This is a genomic window from Streptomyces sp. NPDC032091 (assembly GCF_055580265.1).
The window spans coordinates 139,698-153,732 of the sequence record NZ_JBVILR010000006.1; the positions used below are offsets into that span (position 1 = coordinate 139,698).

General features: G+C 73.3%; 11 protein-coding genes. 7 read left to right on the forward strand and 4 right to left on the reverse strand.

The window, feature by feature from the left end:
- Positions 1-19 precede the first annotated feature (19 nt).
- From ACZ5NJ_RS12585 to ACZ5NJ_RS12615, 7 genes are all read left to right on the forward strand, one after another.
- On the forward strand, positions 20-1,354 hold the full coding sequence (locus ACZ5NJ_RS12585) for an ABC transporter substrate-binding protein (protein ID WP_468764812.1): 1,335 nt from the start codon (positions 20-22) through the stop codon (positions 1,352-1,354).
- Entirely contained in the window at positions 1,351-2,253 is a 903-nt protein-coding gene (locus ACZ5NJ_RS12590) for a carbohydrate ABC transporter permease (RefSeq protein ID WP_468764814.1), read from the forward strand. The genes ACZ5NJ_RS12585 and ACZ5NJ_RS12590 overlap by 4 nt, the downstream gene beginning before the upstream one ends.
- Positions 2,250-3,071 carry a carbohydrate ABC transporter permease gene (locus ACZ5NJ_RS12595; RefSeq protein ID WP_468764815.1) on the forward strand — a complete coding sequence of 274 codons (822 nt, stop codon included), beginning with the start codon at positions 2,250-2,252 and terminating at the stop codon, positions 3,069-3,071. Before ACZ5NJ_RS12590 ends, ACZ5NJ_RS12595 begins: the two co-directional genes overlap by 4 nt.
- Before the next feature lie 54 nt (positions 3,072-3,125).
- Positions 3,126-6,149 (forward strand): alpha-mannosidase, encoded by a 3,024-nt coding sequence (locus ACZ5NJ_RS12600; protein WP_468764817.1) that lies wholly within the window; start codon positions 3,126-3,128, stop codon positions 6,147-6,149.
- Between the two features lie 162 nt (positions 6,150-6,311).
- Entirely contained in the window at positions 6,312-8,327 is a 2,016-nt protein-coding gene (locus ACZ5NJ_RS12605) for an oxidoreductase (RefSeq protein WP_468764819.1), read from the forward strand.
- 55 nt (positions 8,328-8,382) lie between these two features.
- Positions 8,383-8,796 carry a PaaI family thioesterase gene (locus ACZ5NJ_RS12610; RefSeq protein ID WP_468764820.1) on the forward strand — a complete coding sequence of 138 codons (414 nt, stop codon included), beginning with the start codon at positions 8,383-8,385 and terminating at the stop codon, positions 8,794-8,796.
- Between the two features lie 3 nt (positions 8,797-8,799).
- A complete protein-coding gene (locus ACZ5NJ_RS12615) occupies positions 8,800-10,146 on the forward strand; it encodes an MFS transporter (protein WP_468764821.1) in 1,347 nt (448 codons plus the stop codon).
- On the opposite strand, the gene ACZ5NJ_RS12620 is transcribed toward ACZ5NJ_RS12615, so the two are convergent.
- The 4 genes from ACZ5NJ_RS12620 to ACZ5NJ_RS12635 all read right to left on the reverse strand — a co-directional run bounded on the left by ACZ5NJ_RS12620 (position 10,052) and on the right by ACZ5NJ_RS12635 (position 14,006).
- On the reverse strand, positions 10,052-10,519 hold the full coding sequence (locus ACZ5NJ_RS12620) for a hypothetical protein (protein ID WP_468764822.1): 468 nt from the start codon (positions 10,517-10,519) through the stop codon (positions 10,052-10,054). The two genes, ACZ5NJ_RS12615 and ACZ5NJ_RS12620, sit on opposite strands and share 95 nt — an antisense overlap.
- A 160-nt stretch (positions 10,520-10,679) precedes the next feature.
- A complete protein-coding gene (locus tag ACZ5NJ_RS12625) occupies positions 10,680-12,257 on the reverse strand; it encodes an alpha/beta hydrolase (protein ID WP_468764966.1) in 1,578 nt (525 codons plus the stop codon).
- Positions 12,258-12,433: 176 nt separating this feature from the next.
- Positions 12,434-12,883, reverse strand: a complete 450-nt coding sequence (locus ACZ5NJ_RS12630; protein ID WP_468764823.1) for a hypothetical protein — start codon at positions 12,881-12,883, stop codon at positions 12,434-12,436.
- Positions 12,884-12,977: 94 nt separating this feature from the next.
- The gene (locus ACZ5NJ_RS12635) at positions 12,978-14,006 is read right to left on the reverse strand and encodes an SCO0930 family lipoprotein (RefSeq protein WP_468764967.1); all 1,029 of its coding nucleotides are present in this window, start codon (positions 14,004-14,006) and stop codon (positions 12,978-12,980) included.
- Positions 14,007-14,035: the final 29 nt, after the last annotated feature.

Consider the following 14,035-nt stretch of genomic DNA (forward strand, 5'->3'; position numbering starts at 1 on the left):
TCCCACGAAGGCGGCGACGATGACCCGTTCCCACCTGACCCGTACGGCCGCCGCCACCCTGGTGGCCGCGGGACTCCTGTCCCTCTCCGCCTGTGGTCTCGGCGGCGCCGGCCATGACACCGGTGAGGCGCGCAGGACCGGCAGGGTGGCCGGGGAGATCACCTTCCGGACGCTCCAGCTGAAGCCCGTCTACACCGCCTACGTCCAGGGCGTCATCGACTCCTTCGAGCGCAAGTACCCGGACGCCACGGTGAAATGGGAGGACGTCCCCGGCGACGGCTACAACGAGAAGCTCGTCGCCGACGCCCGGGCCGGGGCCCTCCCCGACGTCGTCAACCTCTCCACCGACTCCTTCCAGCTCCTCGCCGACCGCGGCATGCTCGCCGACGTCGCCGCCCTCGACGCGGCGGCCGCCAAGGAGTACGTGCCGGGCGCCTGGGAGCAGTTCAAGCTGCCCGGCAAGGGCGACGGCGTCTACGCCTATCCGTGGTACGTGACCCCGGAGGTCCTCACCTACAACCAGGAGCTGTTCACCGCCTCGGGCCTCGACCCCGCCCGGCCGCCCACCACCGTCGAGCAGTTCTTCGACTACGCCGAGCAGATCGCCGCGCGCTCCGGCGGCCGGTACGCGGCCTTCATGGCCGACCCCAAGGGACGGCTGCCCGGGGACTGGCAGAAGATGGGCGTACCCCTCCTGAACCGGGCCGGGGGCCGCTTCACCTTCGACACCGACCGGGCCGTCGCCTGGGTCGACCGGATGAAGGACCTGTACGCCAAGGGCGCCATGCCCAAGGAGTCCCTCCTGAAGTCCGACGACATCAACCAGCTCTACGGCAGCGGCAGACTCGTCTTCGGCCCCGGCTCGCCGGGCTTCGTCAAGGACATCAAGGCCAACGCCCCGCAGGTCTACGCGCGGACCCGGGTCGCGGGCGCCGTCACCGGCACCCTCGGCCACATCGGCATCTACGCCCAGTCCCTCGGTATCAGGAAGGACACCGCCCACCCGGACGCGGCGGCGGAGTTCGCCAAGTGGGTCACCAACGGTCCCAACCAGGTGGAGTTCTCCCGGCGGGCCACCATCTACCCCTCCAACGCCCAGGGGCTGGCCGACCCGCGCTTCGCCGACCGCGGCGACGGCAAGGACGCCGAGACGCTGGCCCGCGCGATCGGCGCCGAGCAGCTGAGGACGGCGGCGCTCGACGCCAACACCCCCGTCCAGTGGACCAGTCAGGTCGGCGACGCGGTGACCCGCGAGGTGCAGAGGGCCATCCAGGGCGAACAGGACGCGCGGACGGCCGTGCGCAGGGCCCAGGAGGAGGCCAACCGGCTGCTGGCCGCCGCGGGCGAGAGGTGACGGCGCGGGAAGCGGGGGGCGGGCTGCCGAACCGCCGGTGGTGGGGCCCGTACCTGTTCCTGGCGCCCGGTCTCACCGCCGTGGTCCTCTTCAGCCTCTGGCCGTTCGTCAACACCGTCGTCCTGTCGCTCACCGACGCCCGCGTCCTGGACGGCGGGAGCTTCGTCGGCCTCGCCAACTACCGGCGGGCCCTGGCCGACCCCGACTTCTGGACGGCGGCCGCCAACAGCGTGCTCTACCTGCTCGTCGTCGTGCCCTGCCTGGTCGTGCTGCCGCTGGCGCTGGCCGTCCTGGTCCGGCGGGAGGTCCCCGGCATCGGCCTGTTCCGGTCCGCCTTCTACACCCCGGTGATCGCCTCCGCCGTGGTCGTCGGCCTGATCTGGCAGTGGCTGCTGCGCAGCGACGGGGCCGTCAACGCCGTCCTGGTCCGGCTGCGGCTGGTCGCCGAGCCGGTGCCCTTCCTGACGGACAGCACCCTGTTGCTGGTCTCGGCGATGATCGTGACCGTGTGGAAGGGCCTGGGCTACTACATGGTCTTCTACCTGGCCGCCCTCGGGAACGTCCCCGCGTCGCTCTACGAGGCCGCCGCCCTCGACGGGGCGGGCCCGCTGCGCCGGTTCACCGGCATCACCGTCCCCTCCGTGAAGCCGATGATGCTGCTGGTCGGGACCCTGTCGGCGATCTCCGCCCTGCGCGTGTTCACCGAGGTGTACATCCTGGGCGGGGAGGGCGGCGGCCCCGGCGGCGGCGCCCGCACCCTGCCCTTCCTGATCCGGCAGGTCGGCCTGGGCTTCGCCGGGGAGACCGGCTACGCCTCCGCCCTCTCGCTGCTGCTGTTCCTGCTGACCCTGGCCTTCAGCCTGCTGGGGCGCCGGCTGGCCAAGGGGGACGGGGCATGAGCGGGCGACGGGCCGGACTCGCCGCCCGCTACCTGACGCTGTGCCTCGCCCTCGTGGTGACGACCGGCCCGCTCGCCTGGCAGTTCCTGACCTCGCTACGGGGGCGCGGCGAGAACGTCTACGAGGGCGTGCTGCCCTCCCGCCCCACCCTCGGCAACTACGTCCGGGTCGCCGAGTCCTTCCCGCTGCTGCCGTACACGGCCAACACCCTGGTCGTCGCGGCCCTCGCCGTCGCCTCGAACCTGCTGTTCGCCGCGATGGGCGGCTACGCCCTGTCCCGCGAGGGCTGGAAGGGGCGACGAGCCGTCTTCACCGTGCTGACCGCCACCCTGATGTTCCCCTTCGAGTCCGTGATGATCTCGATGTTCCTCACCGTCCGCGGGATGGGCCTGGTCGACACCCTCGTCGGCGTGTGGCTGCCCGGCGCGGTCTCCGTCCTCAACATCATGATCATGCGGGCGGCGTTCCTCGCCGTCCCCCGGGAGCTGGAGGAGGCCGCGGTGCTCGACGGGGCGAACGAGTGGACCCGCTTCACCCGCGTCTTCCTCCCCTCGGCCCGCGGCGCCCTCGCCGTGGTGTGCATCACCAGCTTCATGGGGGCCTGGGACGACTTCCTGTGGCCCCTGATCGTCCTGACCGACAGCGACCACTACACCCTCCAGCTCGGCCTGAAGAGCCTGGCCGGCGCCACCACCGTCAACGACCAGCGGCTGATCGCGGCCGGGGCGATGACCGCCCTGCTGCCGATGATGCTGCTCTTCCTCGCCCTCCAGCGGTTCTTCTTCCGCGGCGTGGGCGAGGGGGCCGTCAAAGTCTGACCCGCTCCGCCCCGTCCCGCAACCACCCGCCGACCCCCTTCTGGAGCCGCCGTCATGCACGACGACCGCAGCATCACCGAGCAGCGCCTGCGCCGGGTCCTGGGCGAACGCATCAGGGCCGCCGTCCGCTCCCGGTCGGTCCCCCTCACCGTCGAGCGCTGGGACGCCCCCGGGGAACCCGTCCCCGTCGCCGAGGCACTGGCCGCCCCCTACACGCCCTGCGCCGCGGGCGACGCCTGGGGCCCGGCCTGGGGGACCACCTGGTTCCGGGTCACCGGCACCGTCCCCGCCGACTGGGCGGGCCGCACCGTCGAGGCCGTCCTCGACCCCGGCTTCGACCGGATGATGCCCGGCTTCCAGTGCGAGGGCCTGGTCCACCGGGCCGACGGCTCCGAGGTCAAGGCACTCAACCCCTATAACGACTGGGTGCGCGTGGCCGACCGGGCGGCCGGCGGCGAGCGGGTCGAGTGGTACGTCGAGGCCGCCGCCAACCCCGTCCTCGTCGACCACCGGCCCACCACCGAAGGGGACCGGCTGACCAGCGGCGACCGGCCGCTGTACCGGCTGGCCCGGATGGACCTGGCCGTCTTCGAGGCCGAGGTCTGGGAACTCGTCCAGGACCTCGACGTCCTCGAAGGCCTGATGACCCAGCTCGGCGAGGAGGACGCCCGCCGCCACACGGTGCTGCGCGCCGTCGCCTCCGCCCTCGACGCGCTCGACCTCGACGACGTCCCCGGCACGGCCGCCGCCGCCCGCGCCCGCCTCGCCGGGGTGCTCGCCTCCCCGGCGCACGCCTCCGCGCACCGGATCAGCGCCGTCGGCCACGCACACATCGACTCGGCCTGGCTGTGGCCGTTGCGCGAGACGGTGCGCAAGGTGTCCCGGACAGCCTCCAACATGGTCGCCCTGATGGACGACCACCCCGAGTTCGTCTTCGCCATGTCCCAGGCCCAGCAGCTCGACTGGATCAGGACGCACCGGCCCGAACTCTTCGAACGGGTCAAGAAGAAGATCGCGGACGGGCAGTTCGTCCCCGTCGGCGGCATGTGGGTGGAGTCCGACACCAACATGGTCGGCGGCGAGGCCATGGTCCGCCAGTTCCTCTACGGCAAGAAGTTCTTCCTGGAGGAGTTCGGCATCGACACCAAGGGCGTGTGGCTGCCCGACTCCTTCGGCTACACCGCCGCGCTCCCGCAGATCGTCCGGCTGGCCGGCAACCAGTGGTTCCTCACCCAGAAGATCTGCTGGTCCCAGACCAACCGGTTCCCGCACCACACCTTCTGGTGGGAGGGCATCGACGGCTCCCGCGTCTTCACCCACTTCCCGCCCGTCGACACCTACAACAGCGACCTCGGAGGTGCCCAGCTCGCCCACGCCGCCCGCAACTACCGCGAGAAGGGCCGGGGTTCGCGCTCCCTGGTGCCCTTCGGCTGGGGCGACGGCGGCGGCGGCCCCACCCGCGAGCAGCTGGCCCGGGCGCGCCGGCTGAGGGACCTCGAAGGCTCCCCGCGGGTGGAGATCGAGCGCCCGGACGCCTTCTTCGACAAGGCCCGCGCCGAGTACGGGGACGCCCCGGTCTGGGCCGGCGAGCTGTACCTGGAACTGCACCGCGGCACCTACACCTCCCAGGCCGGGACCAAGCAGGGCAACCGCCGCAGCGAGTCGCTGCTGCGCGAGGCCGAGCTGTGGGCGGCGACGGCCGCCGTGCGCGTCCCCGGCTTCGCCTACCCGTACGAGGACCTGGAACGCCTCTGGAAGACCGTCCTGCTCCACCAGTTCCACGACATCCTGCCCGGCTCCTCCATCGCCTGGGTGCACCGCGAGGCCCGCGAGACGTACGCGCGGGTGGGGGAGGAGCTGCGCGCCCTGACCCTGGCCGCGCAGACCGCGCTCGCCGGGGAGGGCACGGCCGAGCTGGTCTTCAACTGCGCCCCGCACGCCCGGCGCGGGGTCCCGGCCGGCGGCGCGGACCACCCCGCCGGGGCCCGGCAGCCGGTCACCGTGGAGGAGCGGCACGGCGGCGGCCACGTCCTGGCGAACGGGCGGCTGCTGGTGGAGGTCGACGGCCGCGGGCTGATCGTCTCCGCGTACGACCTGGAGCACGGCCGGGAGGCCCTCGCCCCGGGCGCCGCCGCCAACCTGCTCCAGATCCACCCCGACTTCCCGAACATGTGGGACGCCTGGGACGTGGAGGCCTTCTACCGCAACCGGGTCACCGACCTCGACGGCCTGGACGGCCTGGAGGTCACCGACAGCGGCCCCGACGCCTGCACCGTCACCGTCACCCGCTCCTTCGGCTCCTCCGCCGTCACCCAGACGATCACCCTGCGGGCCGGCGCCAAGACCGTGGACCTGGTCACCGAGGTGGACTGGCACGAGACGGAGAAGTTCCTCAAGGCCGCCTTCCCCCTCGACATCAAGGCCGAACGGACCTCCTCCGAAACCCAGTTCGGACACGTGGACCGTCCCACCCACACCAACACCTCCTGGGAGGCGGCCCGGTTCGAGATCTGCGCCCACCGCTGGATCCACGCGCAGGAGCCCGGCTGGGGCGTGGCCCTGCTCAACGACTCCACGTACGGGCACGACGTCACCCGCGACGTCCGCCCCGACGGCGGCCAGACCACCACCGTCCGCCTCTCCCTGCTGCGCGCCCCGCGCTACCCGGACCCCGAGACCGACCAGGGCCGCCACACCCTGCGCTTCTCCCTCGCCCCGGGCGCCACCCTCGGGGACGCCGTCCGCGAGGGCCACGCGCTCAACCTGCCCGAACGCGTCCTGCGCGGCGCCGGACCGGTCGCCCCGCTGGTGACCGTCGACGGGGACGCGGTGGTGGTGGAGTCGGTCAAGCTCGCCGAGGACCGCGGCGGCGACGTGATCGTCCGCCTCTACGAATCCCGGGGCGGCCGCGCCCGGGCCACCCTCACCCCCGGCTTCGCCGTCCGGGGGGCGAGCGAGACCGACCTGCTGGAGCGCCCCCTGCCCCCCACGGCGGTCGGCGGCCCGACCCCGTCGGGCGCGGTCCCGCTGAACCTGCGCCCGTTCCAGATCGTCACGGTCCGCCTCCACCGCTCCTGACGGGCCGCGGACCCCGGTGGACCCGTCCCGCCGCCCCTTCGGCACCGGCCGGAGGGGCGGCGCGGCCGTGAGAGTCGCCACAGCTGTTTTGCACTTAGTTGCAAAATCCTCTCCCGCTCGCTTACAACAGGGTCAGGACACCGCGCGAGGAGAGACGTACCCATGAGCCCGTACCCGCACCTGCTGAGCCCCCTGGACCTCGGCTTCACCACCCTGCCGAACCGCGTGATCATGGGCTCGATGCACACCGGCCTGGAGGAGCACCAGGGCGGCTTCGAGCGCCTCGCCGCCTTCTACGCCGAGCGCGCCAAGGGCGGCGCCGGCCTGATCGTTACCGGCGGCATCGCCCCCAACGACGCCGGACGCCCCTTCGAGGGCGGCTCCCGCCTCACCACCGAGGAAGAGGCGGCCGAGCACCGGGTGATCACCGACGCGGTGCACGCCGAGGGCGGGAAGATCGCGATGCAGATCCTCCACTTCGGCCGCTACGCCTACCACAAGGACCTCGTAGCCCCCAGCGCCCTCCAGGCCCCCATCAGCCCCTTCGTCCCCAACGAGCTCACCACGGAGGAGGTCGAGCAGACCGTCGAGGACTTCGTCCGCGCCGCCCGCCTCGCCCGGCTCGCGGGCTACGACGGCGTCGAGATCATGGGCTCCGAGGGCTACCTGATCAACGAGTTCATCGCCGCCGCCACCAACCAGCGCACCGACGCCTGGGGCGGCACCTACGAGAACCGCGTGCGCTTCCCGCTGGAGATCGTCCGCCGCACCCGTGCCGCCGTCGGCGAGGACTTCATCCTGATCTACCGCCTGTCCATGCTGGACCTGGTCCCCGGCGGCTCCACCCTCGACGAGGTCGTCCACCTCGCCAAGGAGATCGAGGCGGCCGGCGCGACCATCATCAACACCGGCATCGGCTGGCACGAGGCCCGCATCCCCACCATCGCCACCTCCGTCCCGCGCGGCGCCTACACCTGGGTCACGCGGAAGCTGATGGGCGCGGTCTCCGTCCCCCTCGTCACCAGCAACCGCATCAACACCCCCGAGAAGGCCGAGGAGATCCTCGCCGACGGCCGCGCCGACCTGGTCTCCCTGGCCCGTCCCTTCCTCGCGGACGCCGACTTCGTCGCCAAGTCCGCCGCCGGCCGCTCCGAGACCATCAACACCTGCATCGGCTGCAACCAGGCCTGCCTCGACCACACCTTCAGCGGCAAGATCACCAGCTGCCTGGTCAACCCGCGCGCCTGCCACGAGACCGAGCTCGTCCTGTCCCCGACCCGGACGAAGAAGACCGTCGCCGTCGTCGGCGCCGGCCCCGCCGGCCTCGCCTGCGCCGTCTCCGCCGCCGAACGCGGCCACGCCGTCACCCTCTTCGAGGCCTCCGGCCACATCGGCGGCCAGCTCGACATCGCCCGCCGGATCCCCGGCAAGGAGGAGTTCGAGGAGACCATCCGCTACTTCGGCAACCGCGTCGAGGCCCTCGGCATCGACCTGCGCCTCGACACCCCCGCCGACGTGGAGACCCTGCGCGGCTACGACGAGGTCGTCGTCGCCACCGGCGTCACCCCCCGCACCCCCGCCATCGAGGGCGTCGACCGGGAGAACGTCGTCAGCTACCTCGACGTACTGCGCGACGGCGCCCCCGTCGGCGAGCGCGTCGCCGTCGTCGGCGCCGGCGGCATCGGCTTCGACGTCGCCGAGTTCCTCACCGACAGCGGCGAGGGCGCCTCCCAGGACCCCGCCGTCTACTTCCGGCACTGGGGCGTCGACACCGCGTACGCCGGCCCCGGCGGCCTCACCGCCCCCGAACGCCCCGCCACCCCGCGCCAGGTGACCCTCCTCCAGCGCAAGACCACCAAGGTCGGCGCCGGCCTCGGCACCACCACGGGATGGATCCACCGCGCCGAACTCAAGCACCGCGGGGTCGTCTCCGTCGCCGGCGCCACCTACGAGCGGATCGACGACCAGGGCCTGCACATCACCGTGGACGGCGAGCCGCGCCTGGTCCCCGCCGACACCGTCGTCCTGTGCACCGGCCAGGAGCCGCGCCGCGACCTGTACGAGGCGCTGCGCGCCGAAGGCGTCGCGGCGCACCTGATCGGCGGCGCCGACGTGGCCGCCGAACTCGACGCCAAGCGGGCCGTCCGCCAGGGCACCGAGCTGGCCGCGTCCCTCTGATCCCTTCGGGGAAAAGGCGGTTGTGGCGGCCCGGCGGGGCCGCCACAATCTTCCGGTGACGCTGACACCCGCAGACGCCGACAAGATCCTCGCCCACAACTTCGCCCCCTGGGTCCTCGCCCTCGGCCTCACCGTCGAGGAGACCGGGGAGCGGCACGCCGTCCTGCGGCTGCCCTGGTCGGACTCCCTGGCCCGCGACGGGGGCGGCCTGTCCGGCCAGGCCCTGATGGCCGCCGCCGACACCGCCACCGTCATCGCGGTCTCCGCCGCGCGCGGGGCGTACGGCCCCATGACCACCGTGCAGCAGTCGACCAGCTTCCAGCGGCCCGTCGTCGGCACGGACGTGCTGATCACGGTCCGGGTCACCAAGCTCGGCAGGCGCATGGCCTTCGCCGACGCCACCATGACCCCCGACGGCGCCCAGGACCCCGCCGCCACCGCCTCCACCGTGTACGCCCTGCTGGGCTGAGGGGTGCCGGCCCCGACCCCGCTCCGGCTGGGCCGCGACTTCACCGTCTTCTGGCTCGGCCAGGCCCTGTCCGTCATCGGCGGCTCGCTCTCGCTGGTGGCGCTGCCCCTCCTCGTGCTCGACGCCACCGGGTCCCTCGTCCGGATGGGCCTGATCACCGTCGTCTCCGGCGTGACCGGGATCGTCACCGGCCTGTTCGCCGGCCATGTGGTCGACCGCTCCGACCGTCGCCGCCTGATGATCGCCTGCGATCTGGCGCGGGCCGTCCTGCTCGGCGCCGTGCCCCTGGTCTGGCTGACGGCCGGGCCGCGGATGTGGCTCCTGTACGTGCTGACCGCGCTGGTCACCGCCCTGAAGACGGTGTTCGACGTGGCCTACGTCACCGCCGTCCCCGACCTGGTGGGCGCCGGCGACCTCACCGCCGCCAACGCCCGGCTCATGGGCACCTTCGCCCTCGGGACGCTGGCCGGCCCGGTCGCCGCCGGGTTCATCACCGCCGGGCCGGGCGGTGAATGGGCCCTCGGCATCGACGGGGCGACCTTCCTGGTCTCGGCGGTGAGCCTGCGCTGGGTGACCTTCGGACGCCAGGCGCCGCCCGCGGACGAGACCCCCGCACGGCCGCCGGCCACCCCGGCCGGAGGGCTGCGCGAGGTCTTCACCGTGGGCTTCCGGTTCCTGTGGGGGCACGTGCTGCTGCGCCCCCTGACCGTCCTGCTCACCCTGCTGACCTTCGTCACCATGGGCGCCACCGACCTGCTGGTGTACCGGGTCCAGGAGGACCTCGGGCGGGACGCGGCCACCCTCGGCTCCGTGATCGCCGTCAGCGGGCTCGGCGTCGTCGCCGCCGCCCTCGCGGCCGGCCGGCTGCGGCGGGCCCTCGGGTTCGGGCCGTGCTGGCTGGGCGCCGTCGGGCTGATCGCGGTGTCGGTCGCGGGCGTCGGCCTCAGCCGCAGCGTGCCCGTGATCGCCGTGCTGGCCGCGGTGTTCATGTTCGGCACCACCCTGGGCGGGGTCAGCTCGATGACCCTGCGCCAGGAGGTGACGCCGGACGCGCTGCTCGGCCGGGTCACCTCCGCCTTCTGGACGGTGCACAACGCCGCGGGCCCCGTCGGCGCCGCCGTCCTGACCGTCGCGGGCGCCCGGTACGGGGTGCCCGCGGCCAGTGTGGCGGGCGGGGCCCTGTGCCTGCTGATCCTGCTGGCGGGACTGGCGACCCCGCTGCGGGGAGCCCGAGGGACGCCCCAGGCCGCCGGGATCAGATGTCGATCACGCGATAGGCGAGGGTGTACACCCCGCCGGAACCCTCCAGAGAGCGGTACTGGACCTCGCCGCCGAACTCGCTGCCCGTGACCAGGGTCGCGCCGAGCTTGTCGTCCGCGCTGGTCGTGTCGTAGTCCCACAGGGTCAGCGTGCGCGCCTGCTGCTTGCCGAGGACCAGCGCGTTGTTGCCGTTGCCGTCCGCCAGCGAGCGCACGTAACCCGGGCCCATCGTCTGGTACTTGACGTTGTTGCCCGGCCAGACCTTGACCTGGTTGCCGTTGGCGTCGGTGATGTTCAGATACGCCTCGTCGTGGTCGCCCTCGCTCTGCTGGTGGCAGGTCAGGTCCAGCAGCTCGATCCTGACGTAGTCGATCGGCTCGGCCTGCGCGGTCCCCGCGAACCCGGCGAGGCCGCCCAGGGCGATCAGGGAGGCGGCGGCGAAGCGGGCGGTGCTGCGGCTCATGGTGAATCCCCCGAATGTCGGTTCCGTGATACCGGCCACCGTGGTGGCCCGGAGCGCCGGTCCCCCCGGCGCGTCCACCACGATGCCGCCCCGGACCGCCCCCGCTCCACGCGCGTTCCGCTGAGCGGAACACCGCGCGGGGCGGGGGCGGGGCCCGGGATCAGAACCGCTGGGGACCGGCCGGGAAGGGCAGCGGAGCCCGCCCCGGCAGGGCCTCGCGCCGCTGCGCCGGGGCCGGAGTGGTCGTGCAGGTCACGTCACGGGCGGGCAGCCGGCCGGTGGCCAGGTACGAGCCGACCGGCGCCGCCACGCACGAGTTCGGCTCGCTCAGGTACACCGTGTGCCCCTCCCCGCCCAGGGCCGTCACCATCCGCGAACCCCGCAGGACGCGGTGCATCCCCTCCCCGCTCACCCGCGGGGTCTGCGAGTCCCACTCGTTCTGCACGGTCAGCACGTCCGCCCGGGTCCGCATCGGCGTGGCCGCCTCGACCGGGCGCTGCCAGAAGGCGCAGGGCTTGATGTTGGAGGCCATGTCCCCGTACAGCGGGTAACGGGCCTTGTCCCGTTCGGCGTCACGCCGGTACTGCTCGGGATCACGCGGCCAGGCGTCGGTGTCCCCGCACACCACCGACCAGAACACGGCCGTGGCGTTGTCCGAGGCGGGTTCGGCGGCGCCGCCCCGCAGGGCCGCGCGCACGTCCGGCACGTCCGGCACGTTCGCGCCGCGCGGCGCCGGACCGCCGTCGGCCGCGGCCTTGAGCACGCTGATGACCGGCGCCGCCTGGCTCGGGGTGAAGAACAGGGGCCGCGCCCTGCGGATGTCGTCCCCCGTGATCTTCTGGCCCTGGAACTCGACCGGGTCCCGGTCCGCCCGCGCCACCAGCGCCCAGAAGGCGGCGGACACCGCCTCCGGGGTGGCCCCCAGGTGGAACTCGGCGTCGCGCTCCGCCGTCCACCGCGTCCAGCGCGCGAACGCCGGCTCGGCCTCCGTGGCCCACACCTGGAGCATCCCGCGCCAGATCCGCTGCGGGTCGACGGCGCTGTCCAGCACGAACCGGTCGGTCCGGGCCGGGAACATCTGCGTGTACACCGCGCCCAGGTAGGTCCCGTACGAGTAGCCCAGGTACGAGATCCTCCGCTCGCCCAGGGCCGCCCGGATCGCGTCCATGTCGCGGGCGGTGTTGCGGGTGGTGACGTACGGGAGCACCGCGCCGGCCTTCTCCCGGCACTTGTCGGCGACCGTCCGCGCCCAGGCCACGTCCGAGGGGAAGGTCTCCGGCCGGTAGGCGCGCTGGAACTCCTGCTCCGCGTCGGTCAGTCCACAGCCGATGGGGCTGCTGGCGCCGACGCCCCGCGGGTCGAAGCCGATCAGGTCGTACTGCTCGCGGACCTCCTTCGGCAGCGCCGTGTCCGCCCACAGCGGCAGCTCCAGCCCCGGCCCGCCGGGCCCGCCGGGGTTCATCAGCAGGACCCCGCGCCGCTTGGCGGGGTCCGGGCTCTTCACCCGGGATATCGCGAGGTCCAGGGTGCGCCCCCGGGGCTGCCGGTAGTCGAGCGGCACCGTGAGGGTCGCGCACTCGTACGAGGCCGGCTGCTCGGCGCTGCACCGGTGCCAGGCGGGCTTCGGCGGCCCGTACTCCTGGGCGGCGGGGTCGGCTGCGGCCTGGGTGGCCGTCAGGAGGGGGAGGGTGCCGGCGAGCAGGCCGGCGGTGGCGAGCAGGGGCGCGAGGCGCTTCATGCGCAGCACGGAAGGGCCGTTCCTTTCGTCAGAAGGGCGGTACCCTGCCCACCTTGGAGGACGGCGGCGCGGGGCGAATCATCCCTCGCGACGGCTTTGGTCCTCCTCGCGAACGAGGTGATTCCGGACAACTGGCCGACGCGCCGCGCAGGTTGCCCGCACGGCGCGCCGGTCCCTCAGTGTCCGGTGTGCGCGTCGCCGGTCTCGACGCTGCCGCCGAGCCGCTCGCGCAGCCCGGCCAGGGCGTCCGCCGACGGACCGGTGACCACCCAGCGGTCCCCGACCAGGTAGAACCCCCCGTACGGCTCGGCCTCGGCCAGCCACGAGCGCAGGCCCTCCTCGGCGGCGAAGGTGGTCATGCGGTAGGCGCCCTGGCCGGTCTCGCAGGCCCCCTGGCGCAGTTCCTCGGCCTGGATGCCCAGTTGGGCGGTACAGCCGAGGGCGGTGGCGATCTGCTCGACCGTCGCGGAGACGGCGGGCGCGGCGCTCCGCGCGTGGGCGGCGTGGGCCGCGTGCGCGGACCCGGGGCGGGCCGGCGCGGCGGCGCAGGCTCCGGCCGCGAGCGCGGTGCACACGGCGGCGCCCAGCGCGAGCGCACGGCGGATCCGGCGGACCGACGGGGGCATGGCAACCTCACTGACGGGTCGAGGGGGAAAGGGCCGTGGTGCCCGGCGGGGGAGGGGGAGCCGGGCACCACGGGATCGGGGGCGGGCACCGGTGCTAGCCGGCGGCCTTCGCCTTCTTGCCCTGGTCGGTCACCGCGAACCAGAGGCCCTGCTTGCCCTGCCCGTTGGCGTCGCCCGGCTGTTTGTCACCGGTGAACGTGTAGACGGGCCAGCAGTCGATCGTCAGCTGTTCGCTGCCGTCCGGCCGTTTCACCGAGCCGACCAGTTTGGCGGGAATTCCGGAGACCTCCGCCTTGTCCACCGGTTTGGCGGGCTTCCAGGTGTCCAGGCAGGCGTCGAGGCAGCCGAATTTCATCGGCCAGGCGCTGTCCTTGTCGAAACGGTAGAGGGTCCAGCCCTCCGCGTTCTGCAGAATTCCGCCCAGCTGTGCGTTCTGCCGGACCGAGAGGGAGAGCTTCTTCCCGGCCGCCCCGGAATCCGCTCCCGCACCCATGCCCATTCCCATGCCCATTCCGGCGCCCATTCCCGAACCCGTCGCCGGGCCGGCGCCCGCGGCCTTGCCCGCGGCGGCCGGTTTCCCGTCGGGTCCCAGGACGTGCCAGGTGCCGCCGACGCCCTCGCCGAGCGCGTCCCCCGCCTTGGTGTCCTTCGCGTAGCGGTACACCGGCCAGCCGCCGAGCGTCAGCTGCTTCGTCCCGTCGGACCGGGTGACCGAACCCAGCATCGCGGCGTCGACACCCGCCCCGGCCTGCGCGTCGTCTGCCAGGACCACCGGCCATGCCTGGGCGCAGTCGCCCTCGCAGTTGGACTTCGGGGGCTTGGCCGTGTCCTTGTCGAACCGGTAGAGGGTGAAGCCCTCGCCATCGGTGACCGCGGAACCCACGCCGGCCACCTCCTGCGCCTTCAGCTGTCCGGCGGGGCCGCTCTTCGCGCCCCCACCGGCCGGGGCGTCGCCGCCACCCGACCCGGAGCCGTAGCCCGACCCGTACAGGTCGAGCTGTTTGCTGTCGCTCACGGGCTTCACCGCATTTCCCTTCGCAGCGGAATTCCCGTCGGCACCGCACCCGGCCGTCAACAGCAGTACCGCGACCGCCGCCGACCCGGCGAATATCTCACGGCGCATTGTCTTCACGATCTCTCCTCTTGGTTCTG

Coding starts and splice junctions, on each gene's coding strand:
- ACZ5NJ_RS12620 (WP_468764822.1), bottom strand. CDS start 10,519: ATGAGCCGCAGCACCGCCCGCTTCGCCGCCGCCTCCCTGATCGCCCTG.
- ACZ5NJ_RS12625 (WP_468764966.1), bottom strand. CDS start 12,257: ATGAAGCGCCTCGCGCCCCTGCTCGCCACCGCCGGCCTGCTCGCCGGC.
- ACZ5NJ_RS12605 (WP_468764819.1), top strand. CDS start 6,312: ATGAGCCCGTACCCGCACCTGCTGAGCCCCCTGGACCTCGGCTTCACC.
- ACZ5NJ_RS12595 (WP_468764815.1), top strand. CDS start 2,250: ATGAGCGGGCGACGGGCCGGACTCGCCGCCCGCTACCTGACGCTGTGC.
- ACZ5NJ_RS12585 (WP_468764812.1), top strand. CDS start 20: ATGACCCGTTCCCACCTGACCCGTACGGCCGCCGCCACCCTGGTGGCC.
- ACZ5NJ_RS12600 (WP_468764817.1), top strand. CDS start 3,126: ATGCACGACGACCGCAGCATCACCGAGCAGCGCCTGCGCCGGGTCCTG.
- ACZ5NJ_RS12630 (WP_468764823.1), bottom strand. CDS start 12,883: ATGCCCCCGTCGGTCCGCCGGATCCGCCGTGCGCTCGCGCTGGGCGCC.
- ACZ5NJ_RS12635 (WP_468764967.1), bottom strand. CDS start 14,006: ATGCGCCGTGAGATATTCGCCGGGTCGGCGGCGGTCGCGGTACTGCTG.